The organism is Microtetraspora sp. NBRC 16547 (assembly GCF_030268965.1).
GTDB lineage: Bacteria > Actinomycetota > Actinomycetes > Streptosporangiales > Streptosporangiaceae > Microtetraspora.
Genome location: NZ_BSSE01000020.1, coordinates 79,889 through 103,354 on the forward strand (window position 1 = coordinate 79,889; position 23,466 = coordinate 103,354).

The window sequence follows — 23,466 nt, forward strand, 5'->3', positions numbered from 1 at the left end:
AATTACACGGAAAGTGAGCACCGGACACGTGACCGCAGGACAGGTGAACACGGACAGGTGAACACGGGACAGGTGAACACGGACCGGCCCGCCGACGCGCTGCGGCGACTCCGCCGGGCGCACGAGGACGCGGTCCTCGCCACGCTGCGTTCGACGGGCTCGTTGAGCCGAGCCCAGCTCGTCCAGCAGACCGGGCTGTCGAGGACCACGCTTTTCGCGATCATCTCCGACCTGATGGAACGCGGTGCGGTCGTGGAGATCGAGGCCCCGGCCACCGAGCCGCGCGGCCGGGGACGGCCCGCCGCGCTCGTCGCCCTGAACCCCGACGCGGGCCTGTTCATCGGCGTCGATCTCGGCCGGAGGCGGGTCCGGCTGGCCGTCGCCAACGTCGCGCATGAGGTCATCGTGACCGGCATGGACGACATCCCGGCGGGAGCCGACACGAAGAGCCAGACCGACGCGGCGGTCCGACTGATCAGGAAGGTGGGCGAGGAGCACGGCGTACGGTTCAGCGCCCTGGAGGCGGTCGGCCTTGGGCTCGTCGGCATCATGGACGACCCCTCGCTGCCGGCGAGTACCGTTCCGGCCAGGTACGCGCCGATCACCCGCAGGATCTCGGAGGAGTTCGGGGTACGGGTGGCGGTGGACAACAACGCGCGGCTGGCCGCACTGGCCGAGAACACCTGGGGGGCCGCGCGCTCGGTCGGCGACGTGGTCTACGTGCGCTGGTCGGTCGGCGTCGGCGGCGGTTTCATCGTGGGCGGCCGACTCCTACGGGGCGCGCACGGCGCGGCGGGCGAGATCGGCCACGTCTCCCTGGACCCGGACGGCCCGGAGTGCCACTGCGGCGGGCGCGGGTGCCTGGAACGCCGGATAGGCAGCCCGGCACTGCTGGAGGCGTGCGCAGCGCGCGGCGTCGCGGTGTCCAGCTTGGACGAGCTGATCGCGGCCGCCCAGGACCGGGTGCCGACGGTGTGCGCGGTGATCTCGGCCGCGGCCGCCGACCTGGGGCGGATCCTGGCCGACACCGTGATCCAGCTCGACCCGGAGCGCATCGTCGTGGGCGGGGAGTTCGCCGCGCTCGGCAGCCTGGTGCTCGATCCGATCCGGACGGCGATCGCCCGGCTGGCACTGCCGAACGCGCGCCGCCACATCGAGGTCACGCCTGCCGATCTCGGCGTGAACGCGTCCGCGATGGGCGCCATCGCCCTCCTGCTGAACGAGGAACCCGCGCACCCGCGTCTCTGAACCCGACACCCTGGTACCTCGGAAACCTCGGAAACCTCGGAAGCCGCAGAACGCGGCCTCGGAACCGGCGGCGCACCCGTCTCGGATGCGCCTCTGTCTCCGAAGCCTTCACACCGCGCCGCATCCCAATAAATCCGGTCAAGTGATCAAGAATCACCCCTTGCCACGGTTTGCACGGAGCATTAACGTCAACCCTCAGGAAAAAATCGCCCGATCGGAGAGCGAGTGTCCGCACGCAACGTCCTGTTCCTGATGACCGACCAGCACCGGGTCGACACGCTGGGCTGCTACGGCAACCCTGTGGCGCGCACCCCCGCCCTGGACGGTCTGGCCGCCGAGGGCACCAGGTTCGATCGCTTCTACACGCCGACCGCTATCTGCACCCCGGCGCGTGCCTCGCTGTTCACCGGCCTGCACCCGTTCCGGCACGGCCTGCTGGTCAACCCCGAGCGCAACGGCGGCGCCCGTGACGAGGTCGCCGACGAGCACCCCGTCCTGGCCGCTCCGCTGCTGGAGGCGGGCTACAACATGGGCCACGTCGGCAAGTGGCACATCGGGCGCGAGCGCGGCCCCGAGTTCTACCGGATGGACGGCGAGCACCTGCCCGGCGCGCTCAACCCCTTCCACCACCCCTCGTACGAGCGCTGGCTGAAGGAGAAGGGCCACCCGCCGTTCGCGGTGCGTGACGCGGTCTTCGGCAAGGCGCCCAACGACTCCGGGCGCGGCCACCTGATCGCCGGACGGCTGGAGCAGCCGGTCGAGGCCACGGTCGAGGCGTTCCTGGCCGACCGTACGCTCGAACTCCTGGAGGGCTACGCCCGGGACTTCCATGACAGCGGCCGCCGATTCGTGCTGTCCTGCCACTGGTACGGCCCGCATCTGCCGTACCTCATCCCGGATGAGTACTACGACATGTACGACCCGGAGCGGGTGCCGCTGCCGGCCTCGATGGCCGAGACGTTCGCCGGCAAGCCGGACGTCCAGCGGCGCTACGCGGAGTATTGGTCGGCCGACCACTTCGACGCCGACGCGTGGCGCAAGCTGATCGCGGTCTACTGGGGCTACGTCACGATGATCGACGACCAGATCGGCCGCCTGCTCGCCGCGCTGCGCGAGCTGGGCCTCTGGGACGACACCGCCGTGATGTTCACCGCCGACCACGGGGAGTTCACCGGCGCGCACCGGCTCAACGACAAGGGCCCGGCGATGTATGAGGACATCTACCGCATCCCCGGCATCGTGCGTGTCCCGGGCGCACCGGCGCAGGCGGTCGACGAGTTCGTCACGCTGATCGACCTCAATCCCACGATCCTGGAGCTCGCCGGGCTGCCCGCGCAGGAGCCCTGCGACGGCCGGAGCCTGCTCCCGCTGGTCAACGGCGAGCGGCCGGAGTGGCCGCAGGAGGTGGTCACCGAGTTCCACGGCCACCACTTCCCCTACTCGCAGCGGATGATCAGGGACCGGCGGCACAAGCTGGTGTTCAACCCGGAGAGCGTGCACGAGCTCTACGACCTGGAGACCGACCCGCACGAGCTGCACAACGTCTACACCGCCCCCTCCTACGCGGGCGTACGGCGCGAGATGACCACGCGTCTCTACCGGGAGCTGCTGCGGCGGGGCGATCCGGCCTACACCTGGATGAGCTACATGGCCGACATCGGGACCGGCCGCGCCGCCGACGTCGACGGCGTGGCCGACGAGGTGTCCTGACATGGTCCGAAAAACAGCCAGAAGCTCACCCAGTGCCACAACTGGGGACACGGCGAGGAACCGCCGTTCGACGGTGCCGCTCACCATCGGGTCGGGCCTGCTCGGCCTGGCCGTCTGGGTGCTGCTCGCGAACAGCGGCATTCAGGGCTTCCCCGGCCCGTTGGAGGTCGCCGAGCGGGCCGTGGCGTCGATCGGAGACGGCACGCTGTTCGGCGACCTGTTCGCCAGTCTCCGCCGGGTGCTCACCGGGTTCGTGCTCGGCATCGCGCTGGCGGTGCCGGTCGGGTTCCTGATGGGCTGGTACGCGCCGGTCCGCGGCCTGATCGAGCCCTGGCTCCAGTTCTTCCGCATGGTGCCGCCGCTGGCGATCATCCCGCTGGCCATCGTGCTCATGGGCATCGGCGAGACGCCGAAGATCTTCGTGATCTTCCTGGCCTCTTTCCTGTCGTCGGTTGTCTCGACGTTCCAGGGCGTGGTCTCGGTGGACTCCACGCTGATCAACGCGGCCCGGGTGCTCGGCGCGAAGGACCGCAGAGTCTTCACCGGGGTCGTCGTCCCCGCGTCCACGCCGTTCATCTTGGTCGGCATGCGCATCGGCCTCGGCGCCTCCTGGGCCACGGTCGTCGCCGCCGAGCTGCTCGCCGCCCAGGAGGGGCTGGGCTACCGGATGCAGCAGGCCCAGCTCTACTACGACCTGCCGACGATCTTCGTGCAGCTGATCGTCATCGGCCTCGTCGGGCTCCTGATGGACCGCCTGCTGCTGCTCGCCGAACGCCGCCTGACGAGCTGGCAGGAACGGAGATGAGCCCAGTGATCCCCAACGCAGTGACCCCTGAGCCGGCGACCCCCAAGATCGAGTTCCGCGACGTCTCGCATAGTTTCGACCTCGGCGGAGAGACGTTCGCCGCCCTGGACCACGTCAGCCTGGACATCGCCGAAGGGGAGTTCGTCACCGTCGTCGGGCCGTCCGGCTGCGGCAAGAGCACCCTCATGAACATCACGGCCGGGCTGCTCGATCCGCAGAGCGGCGAGGTCCTGGTGGACGGGCAGCCGGTACGCGGCCCGAGCCCGCAGCGCGGCGTCATCTTCCAGCAGTACGCGCTCTTCCCATGGATGACCGTGCGCAAGAACGTCGAGTTCGGGCTGAAGATCGCCGGAGTGAACGCCGAGGAGCGCCGCCGCACGGCGGAGCGGTTCATCGACATGGTCGGCCTGTCCGACTTCGCGGACGCGTTGCCCAAGACCCTGTCCGGCGGGATGAAGCAGCGCTGCGCCATCGCCCGCGCGTACGCGGTCGATCCCACGATCCTGCTGATGGACGAGCCGTTCGGGGCCCTCGACGCGCTCACCAGGGTGCAGCTCCAGGACCGGCTCCTGGACACCTGGAGCCGGGAGCGGCGCACGGTGCTGTTCATCACCCACGACGTCGACGAGGCGGTCTACCTCGCCAACCGGGTGATCGTCATGGCCGCGCGGCCGGGCCGCGTGCACCGCGTGATCGACGTCGACCTGCCCTATCCGCGTACGGAGGACATGCGCCTGTCGCCGGAGTTCGCCGAGCTCAGGCGGGAAGTCTGGCACTCCGTCTACCACCAGCCCTCCCCCATCGAAAGGACCTCCCCGTGAGGCAACCCCGCCGGCTGATCGCGGCCTTCGGCGCCGCCCTGGCCCTCCTCCTCCCCGTCGCGGCCTGCGGCGACTCGTCCTCGGACTCCGCCGACGGGGCGACCGAGATCACCTTCGGCTACATCGCCGACTTCTCCGGCGTGGCGTCCCTCGCCGCCGCCGACAAGCTGGGCCTGTGGAAGAAGCAGGGTCTCACGCCCAGCCTGAAGGCGTTCACGAACGGGCCGCTGCAGATCCAGGCGCTCGGCGCGGGCGACCTCGACGTCGGCTACATCGGCTCCGGCGCGACCTGGCTGCCCGCCTCCGGCAAGGCGAAGATCATCTCGGTCAACATGCTGGGCCAGGCCGACCGGGTCATCACCCGGCCCGGCTCCGGCATCACCTCGATCGCCGAGCTGAAGGGCAAGAAGGTCGGCGTGCCGGAGGGCACGTCCGGTGACATGATCCTCCAGCTCGCCCTCAAGGAGGCCGGGCTCGCCCCGACGGACGTCCAGAAGGTCTCCATGGACGCGAGCACGGTGGTCACCGCGTTCTCCTCCGGCCAGGTCGACGCGGCCGCCATCTGGTACCCGCTGATCGACACCATCAAGAAGAACGTCCCCGACCTGGTCGAGCTGACCAAGAGCGAGGACTTCTACCCCAAGCTCAGTTTCCCCAGCTCCTTCGTCGCGCGGAACGAGCTGGTCAAGGACCACCCGGAGACGGTGACCAAGGTGCTCAAGGTCCTCCAGGAGGCCAACGACTGGGTGGCGGCGAACACGGCCGAGGCGGAGGGACTGTCCGCGTCCTTCCTGAAGGCGCCGGCCGAGCAGTTCAAGGGCGCCTCCTCCGTCACCAAGATCCTGACGACGGCGGAGCTCGCCGAGTTCAGCGCCGACGGCACCGTCGCCGGTTGGTACAAGGGGCTGGCGGACATCTTCGTCACCATGGGCAAGATCACCGAGTCTCCCGACCCCGCCACCTACTACACCGCCGACCTCTACCGGGCCGCGGCGGGCGACGGTAAGTAACCCGCCCCCCTGCGCGACCGAGCACCGCACCGGTCGCCACGAGAACCCCACCGGCGTGGAGGCCGGGCTCCCCAAGAGGAGTCCGGCCCCCGCCTCGTTTTCGGACTTTTCTGCCGATCCGTGGGTAGGATCCCGGAATGTTCGCCCTTTCTCCTGGTCAAGGCCTCCCCCAGATAGGCGAACTCGCCCTCGCGATCGTGCTCTCCGCCGCCATCGGCATCGAGCGCGAACTGCGCTTCAAGCAGGCCGGCCTGCGCACGCACGCCCTGGTCGGTCTCGGCGCCGCCCTGTTCATGCTGATCAGCAAGTACGGCTTCTTCGACGTCCTCAGCGAGCACGTCCGGCTCGACCCCTCGCGCGTCGCCGCCCAGGTCGTCACGGGCATCGGCTTCATCGGCGGCGGGCTCATCTTCGTCCGGCGGGACGCCGTACGCGGGCTGACCACCGCCGCGGTGGTCTGGGTGACCGCGGCGATCGGCATGGCGTGTGGCGCCGGCCTGCCCGTGCTCGCGATCGCGGTCACCGCCGGGCACTTCCTGGTCGTCCTCGGCCTCCACGTCATCACCCGCCGCTTCCTCCCCGCCCGTACCAGCGCGTCCCATCTGCGCCTGGTGTACGTGGACGGGACCGGCACGCTGCGCGACGCGCTCGTGGCGGCCACGCGGCGCGGATTCGTGGTGACCGAGGTCGCCGCGGAGAGAGCGGTCCACGGCGAGATCCCGGACCTCGGACGGGCGGACGGGCGGGAGCGCGCCGAGCCCGGCCTGCCGGGAGGGCGCACGGTCTCCGTCACCCTCGGCCTGCGCGGCCCGGGGTCGGTCACCGACCTGACGGCGGAGCTGAGCGAGCTTCCCGCCGTGCTCGCGGTGAACGCCGGCGACGGAGTCGACCGCGACTGACCGCGACTGACGGCGACTGACAGCGACTGACGGCGGTCGATCGCACGGCTCCCGCGGCTCCCCCGACCGCCCCGCCCGTGAACCTCATCGCGGCCTCGTGGCGAGACATCGGTGCCTCTGTCCCCCACGAAAGGCCGCCCACGTGTCATGGTGCCCGCGATGACCGCGATCCCCGCGGACCGCGTCCGCGACTCCGACGTCATCGGAGAGTCCCGGACCGACCCCGAGGCGTTCGCCGCCCTCTTTGATCGCTATTCCAGCATGCTGTACAGATATGTCTCTCGACGGCTCGGCCCCGAGGTCGCCGAAGACCTGGTCGGGGAGACGTTCCTGATCGCCTTCGCCCGGCGTGACCGCTATGACGGGGCCTATCCCGACGCGCGTCCGTGGCTGTTCGGCATCGTCACCAAGCTCGTCTCGCGGCACCGCCGCGCCGAGTCCGCCCGGTACCGGGCGCTGCTGCGCACTCCGGCCGAGGACGTCGTCGACTCCCCCGACGACCGGGTGGCGGCGGGGGTCACCGCCCGGTCGGCCCGACCGATGCTGGCCCGCGCGCTGGCCGCGCTGCCCGCACGGGACCGCGACGTCCTGCTGCTGATCGCCTGGGGCGACCTGTCGTACGAGGAGGTCGCGCGGGCCCTGGACATCCCGGTCGGCACCGTGCGTTCCCGGCTGAACCGGGCCAGGAAGAAGGTCCGCGCCGCACTCGGCGACACCAACCCGATGCACGAGGAGGAGTGACCATGGACGATCTGAAGCTGCTCCGCGACCTCGGGCGCGAGTTGGAGCACGAGCCCCCGGCCTCGCTCGCACACCAGCGGCGGCGCCTGTTCGACCCCTCGGCGCAGGCTCAGGCACGCGGTCAGGTAGGCGGTCAGGTAGGCGGCCGGACGCGCGGCCGGATCCTGATGAGCGCGTCCCGCCGGACGCGGAACTGGGCGATGGTCGGCCTGGCCGCCGGTCTCACCGCCGCCGTCGTCACCGTGCCGATGGTGCTCCGCAGCCAGTACTACTCCGTCGTTGGTGTCGACAGCCTGGACGGGAAACGCGCGAGCGCGCCCACCGGACCGCTCAACGTGCTGGTGATCGGGTCCGACACCCGGGCCGGGAGCAACCGGAAGTACGGCCCGCACATGGAGGACGATGGCGCGCGAAGCGACACCTTGCTTCTGGTGCACCTGCCCGCCGACCGAAAGAGTGCCGAGGTCGTCAGCATCCCCCGGGACTCGATGGTGCAGATTCCCGAATGCCGGGCGAGTGACGGCAAGGTGGTCGCCGCCCACATAGACATGATCAATTCGGCGTACGCCGAGGGCGGCCGCATCTGCGCGCGCAGGACGGTCGAGACGCTGACCCAGATACACGTCGACCACACGATCGCGATCGACTTCTCCGGGTTCAAGGAGGTGATCGACGCCCTCGGAGGCGTGGAGATCACCCTGCCGAAGGCGGTGGACGACCGCAAGGCGAAACTGCGCCTGCCCGCGGGTCGGCAGGTCGTCGACGGCGAGCAGGCCCTTGGGTACGCCCGGATCCGCTACTCGCTCGGCGACGGTTCCGATCTGGACCGGATCAAGCGCCAGCACACGCTCATTCGCGCCATGGTGAAGAAGGCGAAGGACCTGCCGGCCGATCCCGCGCGGCTCATGACCTTCATCCAGGCGGTCGCCACCTCGATCACCGTCGATGCCGGACTCGACGCGGAGAGGATTCTTTACCTCGCCCGCAGCCTGGTGGCGGTGAAGCCGAGCGCCACCACGTTCACGACGGTCCCGGTCAAGCCGTATCCCGCCGACCAGAACAGGCTCGTCTGGAAGCAGCCCGCCGCTGACAAGCTGTTCGAGCGGATCAGGCGGGACAGCGAGCGGACCACGGCCGACAGCGAGTAGCCGGGGAAAGAGCGATGCCCCGCTGGCCGGATCGGAAGCGCTGAAGAGCATTGGACAGTGCTGAACAGCAAGGAAGGATCCGGACCGCGGGGCACCGCCGTCTGCGGGCGCGGTTACTTCGCGCGGGCGGCGTCGAACCTGGCGGTCACGTCGGTCCAGTTGACCAGCGACCACAGCTTCTGGACGTAGTCGGGCCGGACGTTGCGGTACTGCAGGTAGTACGCGTGCTCCCAGGCGTCGAAGACCAGCAGCGGCGTCGTGTTCATGCCGATGTTGCCGTGGTGGTCGTAGACCTGCTCCACGATCAGGCGGCGCCCGAGCGGCTCCCAGGCGAGCACGCCCCAGCCGGAGCCCTGCACGGTCGAGGTGGCGGTGGAGAGCTGCTTGGCGAGCGCCTCGAACGAGCCGAAGTGCTCGTCGATGGCGGCGGCCAGCTCGCCCTCCGGGCGGTCGCCGCCGTCCGGAGAGAGGTTCTGCCAGAAGATCGAGTGCAGGACGTGGCCGGAGAGGTTGAACGCGTACGTCTTCTCCAGGCCCACCAGGGAGCCGAACTCGTCCTTGTCCCGCGCCTCGGCCAGGCGGTCCAGCGTGTCGTTGGCGCCCTTGACGTATGCCGCGTGGTGCTTGGAGTGGTGCAGTTCGAGGATCTCGCCGGTGATCGCCGGCTCCAGCGCCGCGTAGTCGTACGGCAGGTCCGGCAGGGTGTACTGGCCCATGAATATGCCTCCACTGATCGATGCCAGCTTATCGCGAACTACTCGCAATAGCCTCTATCTTGCATCAAGGTCCGGGCGACCGCTCATCGGGTCCGCGGCGCCACAGAACCCGGCGTTCAACCTGTTGACAGCAACATGTAATTGCAAAATATTTGCAATAGTCGCAGGTCGCGTTCTACCTTCGCTCCCATGAGAAGTGCCCTGACCCGGCTCGCGCTCGCCGCGATCGTCGGGCTGTCCGCCGCCTGCTCGGCCGCGCCCGCCCAGAACCGGCCCGTAAGAACGGACACGTTCGTCGCCGGCCTCGGCTCCGAACCCGACTCGCTGAGCCCGGTCATGGGGTACGCCGCGGACGGCGGATCACTGCTGTACGACGGCCTGGTCAGCAGGAACGCCGACCTCACCCTGCGGCCCGCGCTGGCCACGAGCATCCCCGAGGTCAAGGGCACGACAGTCACCTTCACCCTGCGCACCGGCGTGACCTTCCACGACGGCACCCCGCTGACCAGCGCGGATGTCGCCTACACGTACCGGTCGGTGCTGGATGACAAGAACGACTCCGGCATCCGCGGGGACTACGCGGCGATCGACTCCGTCGAGGCCCCCGACGCGACGACGGTGGTGTTCCACCTCAAGCACCCGTACGCGCCGATCCTGCAGCGGGCCACGCTGGGCATCGTGCCGGACGGCAGCCTGGAAGGTTCCGGGTTCGAGGCCAAGCCGGTCGGCACCGGCCCCTACCGGTTCGTGTCCCGAACTCCGGGCGACAAGATCGTGCTGGAGGCGAACCCGGCCTACTGGGGCGGCGTCCCTGCGATCAAGAAGCTCGTGCTGGCCTTCTCCTCCGACGACAACGTCCGCGCCACCCGCATGGCGGCGGGCGAGTTCGACGCCGCCGAGCTGCCGCCCAAGGCCGCCGCGCGGTTCGAGAACACCGACGGCCTGACCGTGCACCGCGTGCCGAGCGCCGACTACCGCGGCGTGATGTACCCCATGAACGCGCCGGTCACCGGCGACCTCGCCGTGCGCAAGGCGCTCAGCCTCGCCCTCGACCGGGCGGCCATGGTGAAGACCATTCTCGCCGGAGCGGGCCGTCCCGCGTTCGGACCGATCCCTCCGGACACCACCTGGCACAACCCCGCGGTCGAGGGCTCCCCCACCCCCGACCAGGCCCAGGCCGTACGGGTGCTGGAGGAGGCCGGATGGGCCGAGGGAACCGACGGCGTCCGCGCCCGGAAGGGCACGCCCGCGAGGTTCACGCTGATGTACCCCGCCGGGGACTCGCTGCGCAAGGAACTCGCCCTGGCGGTGGCCTCGGACGCCAAGAAGATCGGCATCGACGTCCAGCCGACCGGCCTGGACTGGGACGCCATCGAGCCCCGCATGAGCAAGGACGCCCTGCTCATGGGGATGGGCACCCCGTTCGACCCCGACTACACCAACTTCGAGACGTTCCACTCGCGCTTCGCCGGCCAAGGCTTCTTCAACCCCGGCCACTACAAGTCGCCCGAGGTCGACGCGCTCCTGGAGAAGGGACGAGAGGAGAGCGACCCCGCCACGCGCAAGCAGGCCTACGACGCCGCGCAGCAGCGGATCCGCGACGACGAGGCGTGGACGTACCTGGCCTTCCTCCAGCACGTCTACGTCGTACGCGGCGAGTGGACGGGCGTCGCCCCCAGCGTGGAGGCGCACGAGCACGCCGCCGGCGGGCTGTTCCGCAACCTCGCCGAGTGGAAGCCGGCGGCGTGATCCGCGCCCTGGCCCGGATGGCCGCTTGGCGGCTGCTCTTCGCCGTCCCGCTGCTGTTCGCGGTCACGATGGGGATGTTCGCGCTGGCCAAGGCGTCGCCGTTCGACCCGGTGCGCCAGTACCTCGGCGACCGGGCGCTGACGACGAGCCCCGAGATCGCCGAGCGGATCCGGGCCAACTGGGGGCTGGATCGCCCGCTGATCGAGCAGTACCTCACCTGGCTGGGCAACCTGGTCCGCGGTGACCTCGGCGACTCCCGGAGCCTGCACCGGCCGGTCGCCGAGGTGATCGGCGACCGGCTCGGCTGGACCCTCCTCGCCGTCGGCTGCGCCCTGGTGCTGATGCTGGCCGGCAGCCTGGTCGCGGGCGTCGCGGCGGCCTGGCGGCGCGGCTCCTGGCTGGACCGGGTCATCACCGGCACGGCCTACGCCAACGAGGCCGCGCCGGTCTTCTGGACCGGGCTCCTGGTGATCTGGCTGTTCGCGGTGAAGCTGCGCTGGCTGCCCTCGGGCGGCCTGACCGACGCCGCCTCCACCACCGTGGAGCCGGGTGACGTGCTGCGCCACATGGTGCTGCCGGTGGCCGTGCTGGCGTTCTCCCAGTCCTCCTGGCTCGTGCTGTTCGTCCGCGAGTCGCTGATCGGCACCCTGCGGGAGGACTTCGTCATCGGGGCCAGGGCCCGCGGGCTGCGCGAGCGCACCGTGATCCTGCGGCACGCGCTGCGCTCCGCACTACTGCCGTTCATCACGTTGGTCGGCGCGCGCGTTCCCGAGCTGGTCACCGGCGCGATCCTGGTCGAGTCCGTCTTCTCGTGGCCGGGGGTCGCCTCCGCGTCCGTGCAGGCGGCGCTGTCCGCGGACTTCCCGCTGCTCGCGGCGCTCACGCTGCTCGCCACCCTCGCGGTGGTCGCGGGCAGCCTCCTCGCCGACACCGCGTACGTCTTCGCCGACCCGCGCGTGCGGGTGCTGGGGGTGAGCTGATGGCGACCGGAACGCGGGCGCGGCCACAGGGGCAAGCACGGTGGCGCGCACGGGACCGGCGGCGGGGTCCGGCCCGCTCACGCCGCCTCGCGACGGCGACGCTGGTCGTGCTCGGACTGGCCGTGCTGCTGGTCCCGCTGGTCGCCCGGCTCGACCAGAGCCAGGTGGACCTGCACTCCGCCTCGCTCCCCCCGGGGCTCGCGCATCCCTTCGGCACCGACGAGATGGGCCGGGATGTGCTGCTGCGCGTGGTGTACGGCCTGCGCGTGTCGCTGCTGGTCGGGCTGGTGGCAGCCGCGGTGTCGGCCACGATCGGCACGCTGGTGGGGCTGGCCGCCGGGACGCTCGGCGGCATGGCCGACCGCGTCCTGATGCGGGTCGTGGATGGCTTCAACTCGGTGCCCCACCTGCTGTTCGGCATCTTCATCGTCGCGCTGTTCTCGCCCGGGGCGACCGCGGTCGTCGTCTCCGTCGGGCTGACGCACTGGATGACCGCCGCCAGGATCGTCCGCTCGGAGGTGCTCACGCTGCGCTCCCGCCCGTTCGTGGACGCCGCGATCTCCGCGGGCTCCGGGAGGACCCGAATCGTGCTGCGGCACTTCCTGCCGCACCTCGGGCCGCACATCGCGCTGACGGCGGTGCTGATGGTCCCGCACGCGGTCTGGCACGAGACCGCGCTGAGCTTCCTCGGGCTGGGCCTGCCGCCCCACCTCGCCTCGCTCGGCAACATGATCAACGATGGGGCCCGGTCGCTGCTGGCGGGCGACTGGTGGCCGTCGCTCTTCCCCGGCCTGTTCCTCTTCCTGCCCACCCTGGCGATCTCCTCGCTCGCCCAGCACTGGCGTGACAGGAGCGACCCCCGACGGCGATCGGAGCTTCAGCTATGACCGCCTCTTCCCGGCTGCGTGTCGAGGGCCTCACGGTCCGCTTCCACCTCCCGGACGCGACCGTGCACGCCGTCACCGACGCCCGGTTCGAGGTACGGCAGGGCGAGTGCCTGGCCCTGGTCGGCGAGTCCGGCTGCGGCAAGTCGGTGATGGCCCACTCCCTGCTCGGCCTGCTGCCCGGCAACGCCGAGGTCACCGGCTCCGCGTGGCTGGAAACCAGGAGCGGGCCTGCCGTGGACCTGATCGCGGCTCCGGAGGAGGTCCTGGCGCGCACGGTGCGCGGCCGCCGGATCGGGCTGGTCCCACAGAGCCCCGCGACGCACCTCACCCCGGTCCGCACGGCGCGCTCCCAGCTGGAGGAGGCCCTGCGGGAGCTCGGCAACCCGGAGAGCGCGGATGACCTGGCCGTGCGGGCCGGGCTGCGCCCCGCCGACCTGGACCGCTACCCGCACGAGCTGTCCGGCGGCATGGCCCAGCGGGTGGCCAACGCGCTGGCCCTGGCCGGCGATCCCTGGCTGATCCTCGCGGACGAGCCCACCAGCGGCCTGGACCGGCCGCTCGTGGACGCCACCATGGCCGAGTTGCGCCGCCTCGCCGACGAGGGGCGGGCCGTCCTGCTCATCACGCACGACCTGCGCGCCGCGGAGCGGGTCGCCGACCGGATCGCCGTCATGTACGCGAGCCGCGTCGTGTCGGTCGCCCCCGCCGCCGAGTTCTTCGCCGGGCCACGTCATCCGTACGCGGCAGGGCTGCTGGACGCGCTGCCGTCCCGCGCGTTCCAGCCCATCCCTGGCAGGCCGCCCGAGCTGACCCGGCTGCCCGGCGGATGCGCCTTCCGGCCGCGCTGCGACCGGGCCACCGCGGCCTGCGAGCGGACTCCGGAACCCGTCTCCGCCGCCGGGCAGGACGTGGCCTGCCATCACCCTCTGGACCATCCCATGGAGCTGGACCGCCATGCTGCGCGCTGACGGCGTTACCGTCGCCTACGACCGCCACCGGGTGCTCGACCGGGTGGCGATCGCCGTACCTCCTGGGGTGGTCACCGGGCTCGCCGGGCCGAGCGGATGCGGTAAGTCCAGCCTGGCCCGGGTCCTCGCCCTCCTGCTGCGGCCCTCGGCCGGGCGAGTCAGCGTGGACGGGACGGAGGTCCGCCGCTGGCGGCACCGCGCCGCGCCCGCGCTGCGCACCACGGTCGCGCTGATCTTCCAGCAGCCGCGGCTCGCCGTCGATCCCCGCTTCACCCTGCTCGACATCGTCGCCGAGCCACTGCGCGTGGCGCGGCTGCCCCTCGACCGGGCGGAGCGGCTCGCCGAGGAGATGGGACTCACCCCGGACCTGCTCGTACGGCGGCCGCACGAGGTGTCCGACGGCCAGCTCCAGCGCGCCTGCGTCGCCCGCGCGCTCACCCTCCGGCCGCGCTACGTGATCTGCGACGAGATGACCACCATGCTCGACGCCTCCACCCAGGCCCTTCTCGTCGGGCGGCTGGAGGAGTACCGCCGGGAGTCGGGCGCGGGCGTGCTCGCGATCAGCCACGACACCGAGCTGCTCGACCGGTGGTGCGGGCCGGACTCCACCGTCCACCGCCTGGGCCCCTCAGAGGATCTCCCCGGCGAGTGACGGGGAGAGCCCGTCGAGCCGCCGCAGGTAGATCGCGGGCCAAGGGCGGTACTTGGACCCGTACGTAGGACCTTCGGATGCATGACAAAGGTCCCTGCCCGGCAAAGGCTTCGTACGGGAACGTTTAGGGGGAAATTAGGAGGAAGCCCCCATGGACGTGCTGGACCTGTCGCGATGGCAGTTCGGGATCACAACCGTCTACCATTTCATCTTCGTTCCCCTGACGATCGGCATGGCCCTACTGGTCGCGTCCATGCAGACCGCCTGGCACCGCACCGGGAACGAGACCTATCTGCGGATGACCAAGTTCTTCGGGAAGCTCTTCCTGATCAACTTCGCGATGGGGGTAGTCACCGGAATCGTGCAGGAGTTCCAGTTCGGAATGAACTGGAGTGACTACTCCCGCTTCGTGGGTGACATCTTCGGGGCGCCGCTGGCCATGGAAGGCCTGCTCGCGTTCTTCCTCGAATCGACCTTCCTCGGCTTGTGGATCTTCGGCTGGAACCGCCTGTCGCCCCGGCTGCACCTCGCCACGATCTGGCTGGCGGCCATCGGAACGACGCTCTCGGCGTACTTCATCCTGGCCGCCAACTCGTGGATGCAGCACCCCGTCGGCTACCGCATCAACCCGGAGACCAACCGGGCCGAGCTGACCGACATCTGGGCCGTGCTCACCAACTCGACGACGCTGGTGACCTTCCCGCACGTCCTGTTCGGCGCGTTCATCACCGCCGCCGGGTTCCTGATCGGGGTCAGCGCCTGGCATCTCGCCCGCGGCCGCGAGGTCCCGCTGTTCCGCAAGGCGATGCGGATCGGGCTCGCCGTCTCGCTGGCGTCCGGAATCGCGGTCGCCGCGACCGGCGACATCCAGGCCCGCCTGATGACCGAGCAGCAGCCGATGAAGATGGCCGCCGCCGAGGCCCTGTACGAGACGTCCGCGCCCGCGTCGTTCTCCCTGTTCACCCTCGGAACCCCGGACGGCAGCGAGGAGCTGTGGAGCCTGCGGGTGCCGAACGTGCTGTCCTTCATGGCCACCGGCGACTTCAACGGCTCGGTCGAGGGCATCAACGACCTGCAGAAGGAGTACGTCGCCAAGTACGGTCCGGGCGACTACCGGCCGTCCATCCCCGTGACGTACTGGACCTTCCGGTTGATGATCGGGTTCGGGGCCCTGGCGAGCCTGCTCGCGCTGGTCGGCCTCTGGCTGACCAGGAAGGGACGCACCCCGAACAGCCGGTGGTTCTACCGCGCCGCGCTCGCCGCGATGGCGCTGCCGTTCCTCGCGAACGCCGCCGGATGGATCTTCACCGAGATGGGCCGCCAGCCGTGGTCGGTGTACGGGGTGCTGCGGACCGCGGCGAGCGTCTCCCCCGGCGTGGACGTGACCACCGTGGCGATCTCCCTGGGCGCCTTCACCATCGTCTACGCCGTACTGGCCGCGATCACCGCGGTCATCATGGCCCGGCACGCCAAGGCGGGGCCACCCGACCTGACGGCGCAGAAGGAAGCCGCCGACCCCACCATCCCCGCCCTGACCTACTGAGGAACACGTCATGGAACTCACCACCGTCTGGTTCGTCCTCATCGGGGTGCTGTGGACCGGCTACTTCGTGCTGGAGGGCTTCGACTTCGGCGTGGGCGTCCTGCTGCCGATCCTCGGCCGGGACAACGTCGACCGCCGCATCATGATCAACGCGATCGGCCCGGTGTGGGACGGCAACGAGGTCTGGCTGCTGGTAGCGGGTGGCGCCACCTTCGCCGCCTTCCCTGAGTGGTACGCCACCCTGTTCAGCGGGTTCTACCTGCCGCTGCTGCTCATCCTGCTGGCGCTCATCATTCGCGGCGTCGCGTTCGAGTTCCGCGGCAAGCACGACTCCGACCGGTGGCGGCGCGGCTGGGACCAGGCCATCTTCTGGGGGTCCCTCCTCCCCGCCTTCCTGTGGGGCGTCGCCTTCGGCAACATCGTCGCCGGGGTGCCGATCAACGCCCAGCACATCTACACCGGGAACCTGTTCACCCTGCTCAACCCGTACGCGCTGCTGGGCGGCCTGGTCACGCTCGGCCTGTTCCTGCTGCACGGCGCGGTCTTCCTGTCCCTGAAGACCGGCGGCGACCTGCGGGCCCGCGCCCGCACCCTGGCCCTGCGGATCTCCCCCGCCGTCGTCGCGGTCGCCGCGGCGTTCCTGGTGATCACCCAGATCATGCACGGCAAGCCCCTCACCTGGGCCACCACCGCACTGGCCGCCGGAGCGCTGATCGGCGGGGTCGTCGCCGCGGTCCGCGGCAGGGAGGGGTGGGCCTTCGCCGGCACGGCGATCACGATCGTGCTCGCCACGGCCACGCTCTTCCTCGACCTGTGGCCGAACGTCATGCCGTCCAGCACCTCGGCGCTGTACAGCCTCACCGTGACGAACGCCGCGTCCTCGCCGTACACGCTGAAGGTGATGACCTGGGTGGCGGCCATCTTCACCCCGGTGGTGCTGGGCTACCAGGCCTGGACGTACTGGGTCTTCCGCAAGCGTCTGACCCGTACTCCAGCTGCCCAGTGACCGGGGACGGCCTGCGGAACGGAGGGCCGGGGGATCACCTTCAGGGGTGTCTCCCGGCCCTCGGCCGTGCCCGGTTCCTGGCGTCCTCCACCACGGCCTCGGCCCGCTCGCGGCTCTCCCAGCCCCAGGTGTCCGCGCTCTTCCCCGGCTCCAGGTCCTTGTAGACGTCGAAGAAATGGGCGATCTCGTTCAGCACGTGCGTCGGGACGTCTTCACGGTTCTGGATGCCCTCGTAGCGGCAGTCGTCGGCGGGCACGCACAGTACCTTCGCGTCGGGGCCCATCTCGTCGTGCATCCAGAAGACCGCGACCGGGCGGACCCGGATCACGCAGCCGGGGAAGGTGGGCAGGTCGCCGAGGACCAGCGCGTCCAGCGGCTCGCCGTCCTCCGCCAGAGTGCCGGGCAGGAAGCCGTAGTCGTAGGGGTAGGACGTCGCGGTGAACAGCATCCGGTCCAAGCGGATCCGCTGCCGGGTGACGTCCATCTCGTACTTGTTGTGCGACCCCCGCGGCGTCTCCACCATGATGTCGAAGCGCACCTCATGCCCCCTTCCCGGGGACGGCCGCGCCAGTCCTCCCATTCGCGGGAGCAGCGTGCTGGCTTGCGGCGCTGATCGCCTCGGCCGGCGACTACGCGGCGTGCCGGACGCGCTCCGCCGCGGCCTCCTGATGGTCGACCAGCACCGCGTGATGGTCGGCGCCCTCGGGGCCGTCCGGGTCGGCGTGGACGGTGGCGGCACCCAGCCGGGGCAGGCCGTGGATGAGCCGGTGCTCGGCCTCCACCGCGACGGCGTGCGCCTCCACCAGGGTCAGCCCGGGATCGAGCACGATCTCGACCTCGGCGCGCAGCGTGTGGCCGACCCAGCGCAGCCGGACCGCGCCCACCCGCCGCACGCCCGGGACCTCGCCAAGGACGCGCTCGGCCTCCTCGACCAACGCCGGATCGACGGCGTCCATGAGCCGGTGGCAGATCTGCCGCGCCGCGTCCCGCAGCACGAAGCAGATCGCGGCCGTGATCAGCAGGCCGACCACCGGGTCGGCGAGCGGGACGCCCAGCGCGGCTCCGCCCGCCCCGGCCAGCACGGCCAGGGAGGCGAAGCCGTCGGTCCTGGCGTGCAGGCCGTCCGCCACCAGCGCCGCCGAGCCGATCTCCCGGCCGACCCTGATGCGGTAGCGGGCCACCCACTCGTTCCCGGCGAACCCCACCAGCCCGGCGGCGGCCACCCAGCCCACGGCCCGGATGTCGTGCGGGTCGGCCAGCCGCCGGAGTGCCTCATATCCGGCCAGGGCCGCGGACGCGGCGATGATCAGCACGATGAGCACGCCGGCCAGGTCCTCGGCCCGGCCGTACCCGTAGGTGAAGCGCCGGGTGGCCGCGCGCCGCCCCAGCCAGAAGGCGATGCCCAGCGGGACGGCGGTCAGGGCGTCGGCGACGTTGTGCAGGGTGTCGCCCAGCAGCGCCACCGATCCGGAGAACGCCACGATCACCGCCTGGGCGGCGGCGGTCACCATCAGCACCGCGAAGGAGACCGCCAGCGCCCGCATGCCGCGACCGCTCGACTCCAGCGCCGCGTCGGTCTTGTCGGCGGTGTCGTGGCTGTGCGGCACCACGGTCCGGCCCACCCGGGACGCCCACACCCCGAACCGTCCGCCGCCCGCCCCGCCCCGAGCCCCATGCCCGTGACCGTGCCCGTGCCCGTGACCATGCCCGTGGCCCTGATCCGGCCCGCGCCGGTCGGCGTGGGCACGGCCGGAGGGGTGGCCGTGGGGGTGATCCTGACCCTGGTGCGGCTCGGACATGAGTGCCTCGCTTGCGTCGGACGGCTCTCCGGCCGACTATATGTATTCATGTACGCACGCGACAACGAATCAGGTACGACCATGTCGCAGGAGCAACCCGACCGCGCCCGGGTGGAGGCGGCGGTCGCCGCGTTCCGCATGCTCAGTGACGCGACCCGGCTGCGCCTGATGTGGCTGCTGGCCTCCGGGGAGTACGACGTCTCGTCGCTGTCGCGGATGGTGGCCGTGGCGCGCCCCTCGGTCTCCCAGCACCTCGCCAAGCTGCGCATGGCCGGGCTGGTGCGCACCCGCAGGGACGGCCGCCGCGTCCTCTACCGGGCGACGGACACGCACGTCCGCACGCTCATCGCCGAGGCGCTCTCGCACGCCGATCACGAGGTGTCCGGGACGCCGCGCCACGACTGAGCTCCGGGCGCCGGCTTGGCGGGCAACCCTGTGCCGAGAATCCGCGATTCTGTGCTCAGTCGCTGAGTTTGATCTGGTGGATCCTCCTCGGCGGCTATCGCTCTGAGGTCATCATCGGTGTCGCGGCGGGGGCCATCGGGGCGAAGCCGAGATCGGCCAGCGCGGCCGCGCCACGGCCGGCGTGGTCGCCGCCGGCGAGCACCAGGGTGCGCAACGACTGATAGCGGCAGCCGGCGGTGTCAAACGCGTCTACCGTGGCGAGCAACCGCTCCTGGTCATTGTCGAGCAGCGCTTGGGCCCGCTCCACAATGGCGGTGGCGACCGGGTTGCCGGCCACGACGGTCCGAGCCTCGGCCACACGGTCGCGAGCGCCGGGGCTCCCGGCGAGCACGGCGGCTTCGGCGCGCAGCGCCACGTACCAGTGAAGCCAGATCCAGGTGACCCATTGCCACACCTCGCCGGGCTCAGGCGCCAGCCGCTCCAGCGCCTGCGGCGCCTGCCCGCGGTGGAGCAGAAGCATCGCGTCGAAGATCGCCCCGTAGCCGTAGGTATTGCCCGGTGAGGGGTCGAGTTGATTCAGGACGGCGCTCCATTCGCGCCGGGCGTCCTGGTCGTCGCACAGGCCGTGGATCGTCGCCACCGCAGCCGCCGGCGGACCGAGGATGGACCTGGCGGGGGCGCCGGCCCGCTGCCACGCGTCGAGGAACCGGACGCTGCCGGCGCGTACCTCGTCGAGGTTGCCCGCGAACGCGTCGGCCACAAGGAGCCAGCCCGTGGCGCGATGGCCGACTTCCGCCAGCAGCGGATGATCCGCCAGTCGCCGTGCCCACCGGCGGGCACCAGGCAGGTCCCCCGTGCCGAGGCTGGCCTCGGTGACCTCACCAAGTGCCTCGATCAGCTCGTGGGTACCGGCCGGGGTGTCCGGTGTGGACGAGAGCAGGGTGATTCGGCGCCGGGCCGTGTCGGCGGCGGCGAACGTGTCACCGGCCCAGCTCTGGGCGCAGGTGAGCGTATCCAGCGCGGCGGATTCGGCGAGCGGGTCACCCGTGCGGTGAGCGAGTTCGACCGCTCGTTCGGCGCGTTCGATCGTCACCGGGACCGCGTTGTCGTCCAGGCCCTGCGCGGCACCGATCTCGGTGAGCGCCCGCCCAGCCTCAGCCAGTGCTACCGCGGCCTGGGCGTCCGGGTCGTCGCCGGCCAGCTCCCGCGCCTGGGTGATGAGTGCGATCGCCTCCTGCTGCGGCAGCTTCCGTACGAACTTGCCGGAGAACCGGTAGGCGTTGGCGGCGGCGGTCGCCAGGTCACGGGCGGCACCGGCGGTGTCGCCGGACCTGCGGGCGGCGTCCGCGGCCGCGCGGTGCAGGCGGTCCATGTCATCGCCATTCATCCGGCAGCCGGCCACGGCCGCCGCCTGCCGCAGCATCGACGCCGTGGCGGCGGGATCGGTCGCGAGCGCGGCCGCCTGCTCATAGCGCCCCTGCGACTCGCCGATCAGGTTACGGGTGAAGGTCAGCTCCGCCAGGCGCCGGGCGAGATCGTACGCGTCCGCGCGCTGCTCCGGCTGTTCGGCCGCCCACACCAGGGCCGCGCGGAGATCGTCCGCCACCAGGTCGAACCGAGCCCGCCAATCCTGGCGTGCCACCGCCAGACCGGCGGCCTTGGCCAGACACCAGCGAAGGTGCCGGGATCGAGCGTCGACCAGTTCACCGGCCTCGGCGAGCCGCTCCGTCGCGTACTGGCGGATGGTCTCCAGCGCCCGGTACTCCGTCCCGCCCGGGGACGCCGTCACCACCAGCAGGCTCTGTTCGGCGAGCCGGGCCAGTCCCTCGGCGACAATGCCTTCCTCGGATCCGGCCACCTCCGCCGCCGCCGCAACGGTGAACGGCGCCACGAACACCGACACCCGGCGCAGCAGCGCCCGGTCGGCCGGCTCCAGCAGGGCGTGGCTCCAGTCCAGCGCCCCACGCACCGAACGGTGCCGTTCATCGGCGCGGGAGCCGCCGGTGAGCATCCGGAGCGGGTGGGACAGGGCCGCGGTGATGCCATCGAGCCCGAGCGTGGGATACCGGGCGGCGGCCAGCTCGATCGCCAGCGCCATTCCATCCAGCCGCGCACAGATCGCGGCGATCTGGTCGCGCAGTGGCGGATCCAGCGGCCAGCCGACCGCCGCGGCCCGCTCCATGAACAACGCGACCGCGTCCGACTCACCGTCGACGGTCAACGACAGCGGCGGCACCGGATACACCCGTTCGAACGGCACCATCAGCCGTGCCCGGCTGGTCGCCAGCACCGTCAACCGAGGGCACGTCGCCAGCAGCCGCTCGAGAAACAGCGCCACCCCGTCCACCACGTGCTCGCAGTTGTCCAGCACCAGCAACGCGTGACGGTCGGCCAGCGCGGCGACCACGGACTCGGTCATGTCACGGCCGGGCTGCTCACCCAGGCCGAACGCCCCGGCGACCGCAGTCGCGATCATCCCCGGGTCGGTGACCGGGACGAGGTCGACGAACCACACCCCGTCGGAGTACTCGCCGGCCGCTTCCGCGGCCGCCGCCAATGCCAGCCGGGTCTTGCCCACTCCGCCGGGACCGACCGCGGTCACCTGGCGGTGTGCCTTGATCATCTCGGTCAGCTCGGCTCGCTCGTTCATCCGGCCGATGAACGAGGTCAGCGGGGCGGGCAGAACCGGTGCCGGGTGCGACGGGCCGGCGCCGGTCGGCTCGGGCGCACGCTGGGCGAGCGCCCGCCGATCCGGCACCTCCAGCTTGCGCAGCAGCGAGGAGACGTGACTCTCCACCGTACGCACCGAGATGCACAGCCGTGCCGCGATCTCGGCGTTGCTGAGATGAGCCCCGACCAGTTCCAGCACCTCGGCTTCCCGAGGCGAGATCTCCACGTCTGTCACCACTGCCCCAGTTTGCCGCATCCGCTCCACGGCCCCATCCGTGGTGACCACCGCCCGCGATCCGTGCTGTCGATCCGTGCTGTCGATCCGTGGACGGTTCCGTGGTCGCCACGGATGTGGAGTGGACAGGCCGGAAGCGAAGCTGTGAACACCTACACAGCGGGTCGATGTGACCCACCACTACAGGAGCGACCATGACCGGCTCGTCCACTCAGGGAATCACGACCGTGCTGCACCCCGTGTCCGACCTGGCGAAGGCCAAAGCCGTGTACGCGGCCCTGCTCGGTGTTGCGCCGCAGGCCGACTCGCCCTACTACGTCGGCTTCGAGGCCGAGGGCCAGCACATCGGACTGGTGCCGGACGGTGGACCGCAGGGCATGACCTCGCCGGTCGCCTACTGGCACGTGAAAGACATCGAGGCGAAGCTGGCCGAGGTGACCGCCGCGGGGGCCACCGTGAAGGAGGCCGCGCACGAGGTCGGGGGCGGCCGCCTGGTGGCCACCGTCACCGACCCCGACGGCAACGTCCTCGGGCTGATCCAGGACCGCTGAGCGGCGACCTCGACGGCATCATCACGCACGTACAGGCCGGTGGTGCCGAGGCCATCAGGGAAAAGCGTCAGCGCAGCCGGACGTCGTCGGCGACCGACGCGCGATCGGGAGTTGGTTGGTCTGACGCATCGGCCATACGCCTCGGCTGATCGAGGCTCCACGGTCCGGTGGCACCGGCCCGAAAGAGGACCATGAGGTCCCCTCAAGATTCCGAACATCAAGCTCCGCAAGGGGGAAATCTGCCATGAGCAGCACCGAAAGCACCACTTACGACGGATTCACGGCCGAGGAACGGGCCGCGATGAAGGAGCACGCCCAGGACCAGAAGAAGGCAGCGCGCCGTAGCTCACGTGCGGACAAGGCGGCGCAGGAGCAGCAGGACGTACTCGCGAAGATCGCCGAGATGCAGGACTCGGACCGGCTCCTCGCCGAGCGCGTCCACGCCATCATCACCACCAGCGCCCCGGCCCTCGCGCCGAAGCTCTGGTATGGCATGCCCGCCTACGCGCTGAACGGCAAAATCGTCTGCCATTTCCAGAGCGCGGCGAAGTTCAAGACGCGCTACGCGACGCTCGGGTTCAGCGACCAGGCGAAGCTGGACGACGGCACAACGTGGGCGGTCGGTTTCGCCCTGACCGAGGTGACGGCCGAGGCGGAGGCGCGGATCAGTGCGCTGGTGAAGCAGGCGGTGAGCTGAGGCGCGCCCGAGCCGGCCATCACCGAAAGTGCTGGCTCCACCATCACCAAATCAGGCTGTAGTGGGCGTATGACACTAGTGCCCCTCCCGTCAATCTTTGCCCCGTCGCGTCGCCCAGGGTGGCACCTCGCTGCGTTGTCGCCCCACCCGCGAATGTCGGCCGTAGGCTCCGCTACGACCTCCTCCTCCGCCTTGCGATGCACCACCCTGGACACCGCTCCTTCCG

At 70.8% G+C, this 23,466-nt stretch carries 22 protein-coding genes; 18 read left to right on the forward strand and 4 right to left on the reverse strand.

Features of this window, described 5'->3' with window-relative positions:
- The first annotated feature begins 57 nt into the window (after nt 1–57).
- The 8 genes from QSK17_RS24785 to QSK17_RS24820 all read left to right on the forward strand — a co-directional run bounded on the left by QSK17_RS24785 (nt 58) and on the right by QSK17_RS24820 (nt 8,382).
- Entirely contained in the window at nt 58–1,248 is a 1,191-nt protein-coding gene (locus tag QSK17_RS24785) for an ROK family transcriptional regulator (protein ID WP_285707622.1), read from the forward strand.
- A 225-nt stretch (nt 1,249–1,473) separates the two neighbouring features.
- Nucleotides 1,474–2,958 carry a sulfatase family protein gene (locus QSK17_RS24790; protein ID WP_285707623.1) on the forward strand — a complete coding sequence of 495 codons (1,485 nt, stop codon included), beginning with the start codon at nt 1,474–1,476 and terminating at the stop codon, nt 2,956–2,958.
- 73 nt (nt 2,959–3,031) lie between these two features.
- Nucleotides 3,032–3,763, forward strand: coding sequence for an ABC transporter permease (locus QSK17_RS24795; protein WP_285707624.1), 732 nt, complete (start codon nt 3,032–3,034; stop codon nt 3,761–3,763).
- The gene (locus QSK17_RS24800; protein WP_285707625.1) at nt 3,760–4,584 is read left to right on the forward strand and encodes an ABC transporter ATP-binding protein; all 825 of its coding nucleotides are present in this window, start codon (nt 3,760–3,762) and stop codon (nt 4,582–4,584) included. Before QSK17_RS24795 ends, QSK17_RS24800 begins: the two co-directional genes overlap by 4 nt.
- Nucleotides 4,581–5,594, forward strand: coding sequence for an aliphatic sulfonate ABC transporter substrate-binding protein (locus tag QSK17_RS24805; RefSeq protein ID WP_285707626.1), 1,014 nt, complete (start codon nt 4,581–4,583; stop codon nt 5,592–5,594). Before QSK17_RS24800 ends, QSK17_RS24805 begins: the two co-directional genes overlap by 4 nt.
- 137 nt (nt 5,595–5,731) lie before the next feature.
- Nucleotides 5,732–6,493, forward strand: a complete 762-nt coding sequence (locus QSK17_RS24810) for an MgtC/SapB family protein (protein ID WP_285707627.1) — start codon at nt 5,732–5,734, stop codon at nt 6,491–6,493.
- A 159-nt stretch (nt 6,494–6,652) separates the two neighbouring features.
- Nucleotides 6,653–7,234, forward strand: coding sequence for an RNA polymerase sigma factor (locus tag QSK17_RS24815; RefSeq protein ID WP_285707628.1), 582 nt, complete (start codon nt 6,653–6,655; stop codon nt 7,232–7,234).
- Between the two features lie 2 nt (nt 7,235–7,236).
- The gene (locus tag QSK17_RS24820; RefSeq protein WP_285707629.1) at nt 7,237–8,382 is read left to right on the forward strand and encodes an LCP family protein; all 1,146 of its coding nucleotides are present in this window, start codon (nt 7,237–7,239) and stop codon (nt 8,380–8,382) included.
- A gap of 113 nt (nt 8,383–8,495) precedes the next feature.
- Here QSK17_RS24820 and QSK17_RS24825 read toward each other — a convergent pair whose 3' ends face one another.
- Nucleotides 8,496–9,098, reverse strand: a complete 603-nt coding sequence (locus QSK17_RS24825; RefSeq protein WP_285707630.1) for a superoxide dismutase — start codon at nt 9,096–9,098, stop codon at nt 8,496–8,498.
- A 189-nt stretch (nt 9,099–9,287) separates the two neighbouring features.
- Here QSK17_RS24825 and QSK17_RS24830 point away from each other — a divergent pair, with 189 nt between their 5' ends.
- From QSK17_RS24830 to cydB, 7 genes are all read left to right on the forward strand, one after another.
- A complete protein-coding gene (locus tag QSK17_RS24830) occupies nt 9,288–10,847 on the forward strand; it encodes an ABC transporter substrate-binding protein (protein ID WP_285707631.1) in 1,560 nt (519 codons plus the stop codon).
- Nucleotides 10,829–11,827, forward strand: a complete 999-nt coding sequence (locus QSK17_RS24835) for an ABC transporter permease (RefSeq protein ID WP_285707632.1) — start codon at nt 10,829–10,831, stop codon at nt 11,825–11,827. The genes QSK17_RS24830 and QSK17_RS24835 overlap by 19 nt, the downstream gene beginning before the upstream one ends.
- Nucleotides 11,827–12,714, forward strand: a complete 888-nt coding sequence (locus tag QSK17_RS24840) for an ABC transporter permease (RefSeq protein ID WP_285707633.1) — start codon at nt 11,827–11,829, stop codon at nt 12,712–12,714. Before QSK17_RS24835 ends, QSK17_RS24840 begins: the two co-directional genes overlap by 1 nt.
- Entirely contained in the window at nt 12,711–13,682 is a 972-nt protein-coding gene (locus QSK17_RS24845; protein ID WP_285707634.1) for an ABC transporter ATP-binding protein, read from the forward strand. Before QSK17_RS24840 ends, QSK17_RS24845 begins: the two co-directional genes overlap by 4 nt.
- The gene (locus QSK17_RS24850; protein WP_285707635.1) at nt 13,669–14,334 is read left to right on the forward strand and encodes an ABC transporter ATP-binding protein; all 666 of its coding nucleotides are present in this window, start codon (nt 13,669–13,671) and stop codon (nt 14,332–14,334) included. Before QSK17_RS24845 ends, QSK17_RS24850 begins: the two co-directional genes overlap by 14 nt.
- A 151-nt stretch (nt 14,335–14,485) precedes the next feature.
- Entirely contained in the window at nt 14,486–15,877 is a 1,392-nt protein-coding gene (locus QSK17_RS24855) for a cytochrome ubiquinol oxidase subunit I (protein WP_285707636.1), read from the forward strand.
- 10 nt (nt 15,878–15,887) lie between these two features.
- The gene (cydB, locus tag QSK17_RS24860; RefSeq protein WP_285707638.1) at nt 15,888–16,883 is read left to right on the forward strand and encodes a cytochrome d ubiquinol oxidase subunit II; all 996 of its coding nucleotides are present in this window, start codon (nt 15,888–15,890) and stop codon (nt 16,881–16,883) included.
- Nucleotides 16,884–16,923: 40 nt separating this feature from the next.
- On the opposite strand, the gene QSK17_RS24865 is transcribed toward cydB, so the two are convergent.
- A complete protein-coding gene (locus tag QSK17_RS24865) occupies nt 16,924–17,421 on the reverse strand; it encodes an inorganic diphosphatase (protein WP_285707640.1) in 498 nt (165 codons plus the stop codon).
- Between the two features lie 91 nt (nt 17,422–17,512).
- Nucleotides 17,513–18,505 carry a cation diffusion facilitator family transporter gene (locus QSK17_RS24870; RefSeq protein WP_285707641.1) on the reverse strand — a complete coding sequence of 331 codons (993 nt, stop codon included), beginning with the start codon at nt 18,503–18,505 and terminating at the stop codon, nt 17,513–17,515.
- Between the two features lie 57 nt (nt 18,506–18,562).
- Between QSK17_RS24870 and QSK17_RS24875 the strand changes: the two genes are divergently transcribed.
- Nucleotides 18,563–19,087, forward strand: coding sequence for an ArsR/SmtB family transcription factor (locus tag QSK17_RS24875; RefSeq protein ID WP_285707642.1), 525 nt, complete (start codon nt 18,563–18,565; stop codon nt 19,085–19,087).
- 94 nt (nt 19,088–19,181) lie between these two features.
- On the opposite strand, the gene QSK17_RS24880 is transcribed toward QSK17_RS24875, so the two are convergent.
- A complete protein-coding gene (locus tag QSK17_RS24880; RefSeq protein ID WP_285707643.1) occupies nt 19,182–21,995 on the reverse strand; it encodes an ATP-binding protein in 2,814 nt (937 codons plus the stop codon).
- Nucleotides 21,996–22,186: 191 nt separating this feature from the next.
- Between QSK17_RS24880 and QSK17_RS24885 the strand changes: the two genes are divergently transcribed.
- Both QSK17_RS24885 and QSK17_RS24890 read left to right on the forward strand, forming a co-directional pair.
- Nucleotides 22,187–22,543: a VOC family protein gene (locus tag QSK17_RS24885; protein ID WP_285707644.1), complete on the forward strand. Its 357-nt coding sequence runs from the start codon at nt 22,187–22,189 to the stop codon at nt 22,541–22,543.
- Between the two features lie 244 nt (nt 22,544–22,787).
- Nucleotides 22,788–23,240 carry an iron chaperone gene (locus tag QSK17_RS24890; protein WP_285707646.1) on the forward strand — a complete coding sequence of 151 codons (453 nt, stop codon included), beginning with the start codon at nt 22,788–22,790 and terminating at the stop codon, nt 23,238–23,240.
- Nucleotides 23,241–23,466: the final 226 nt, after the last annotated feature.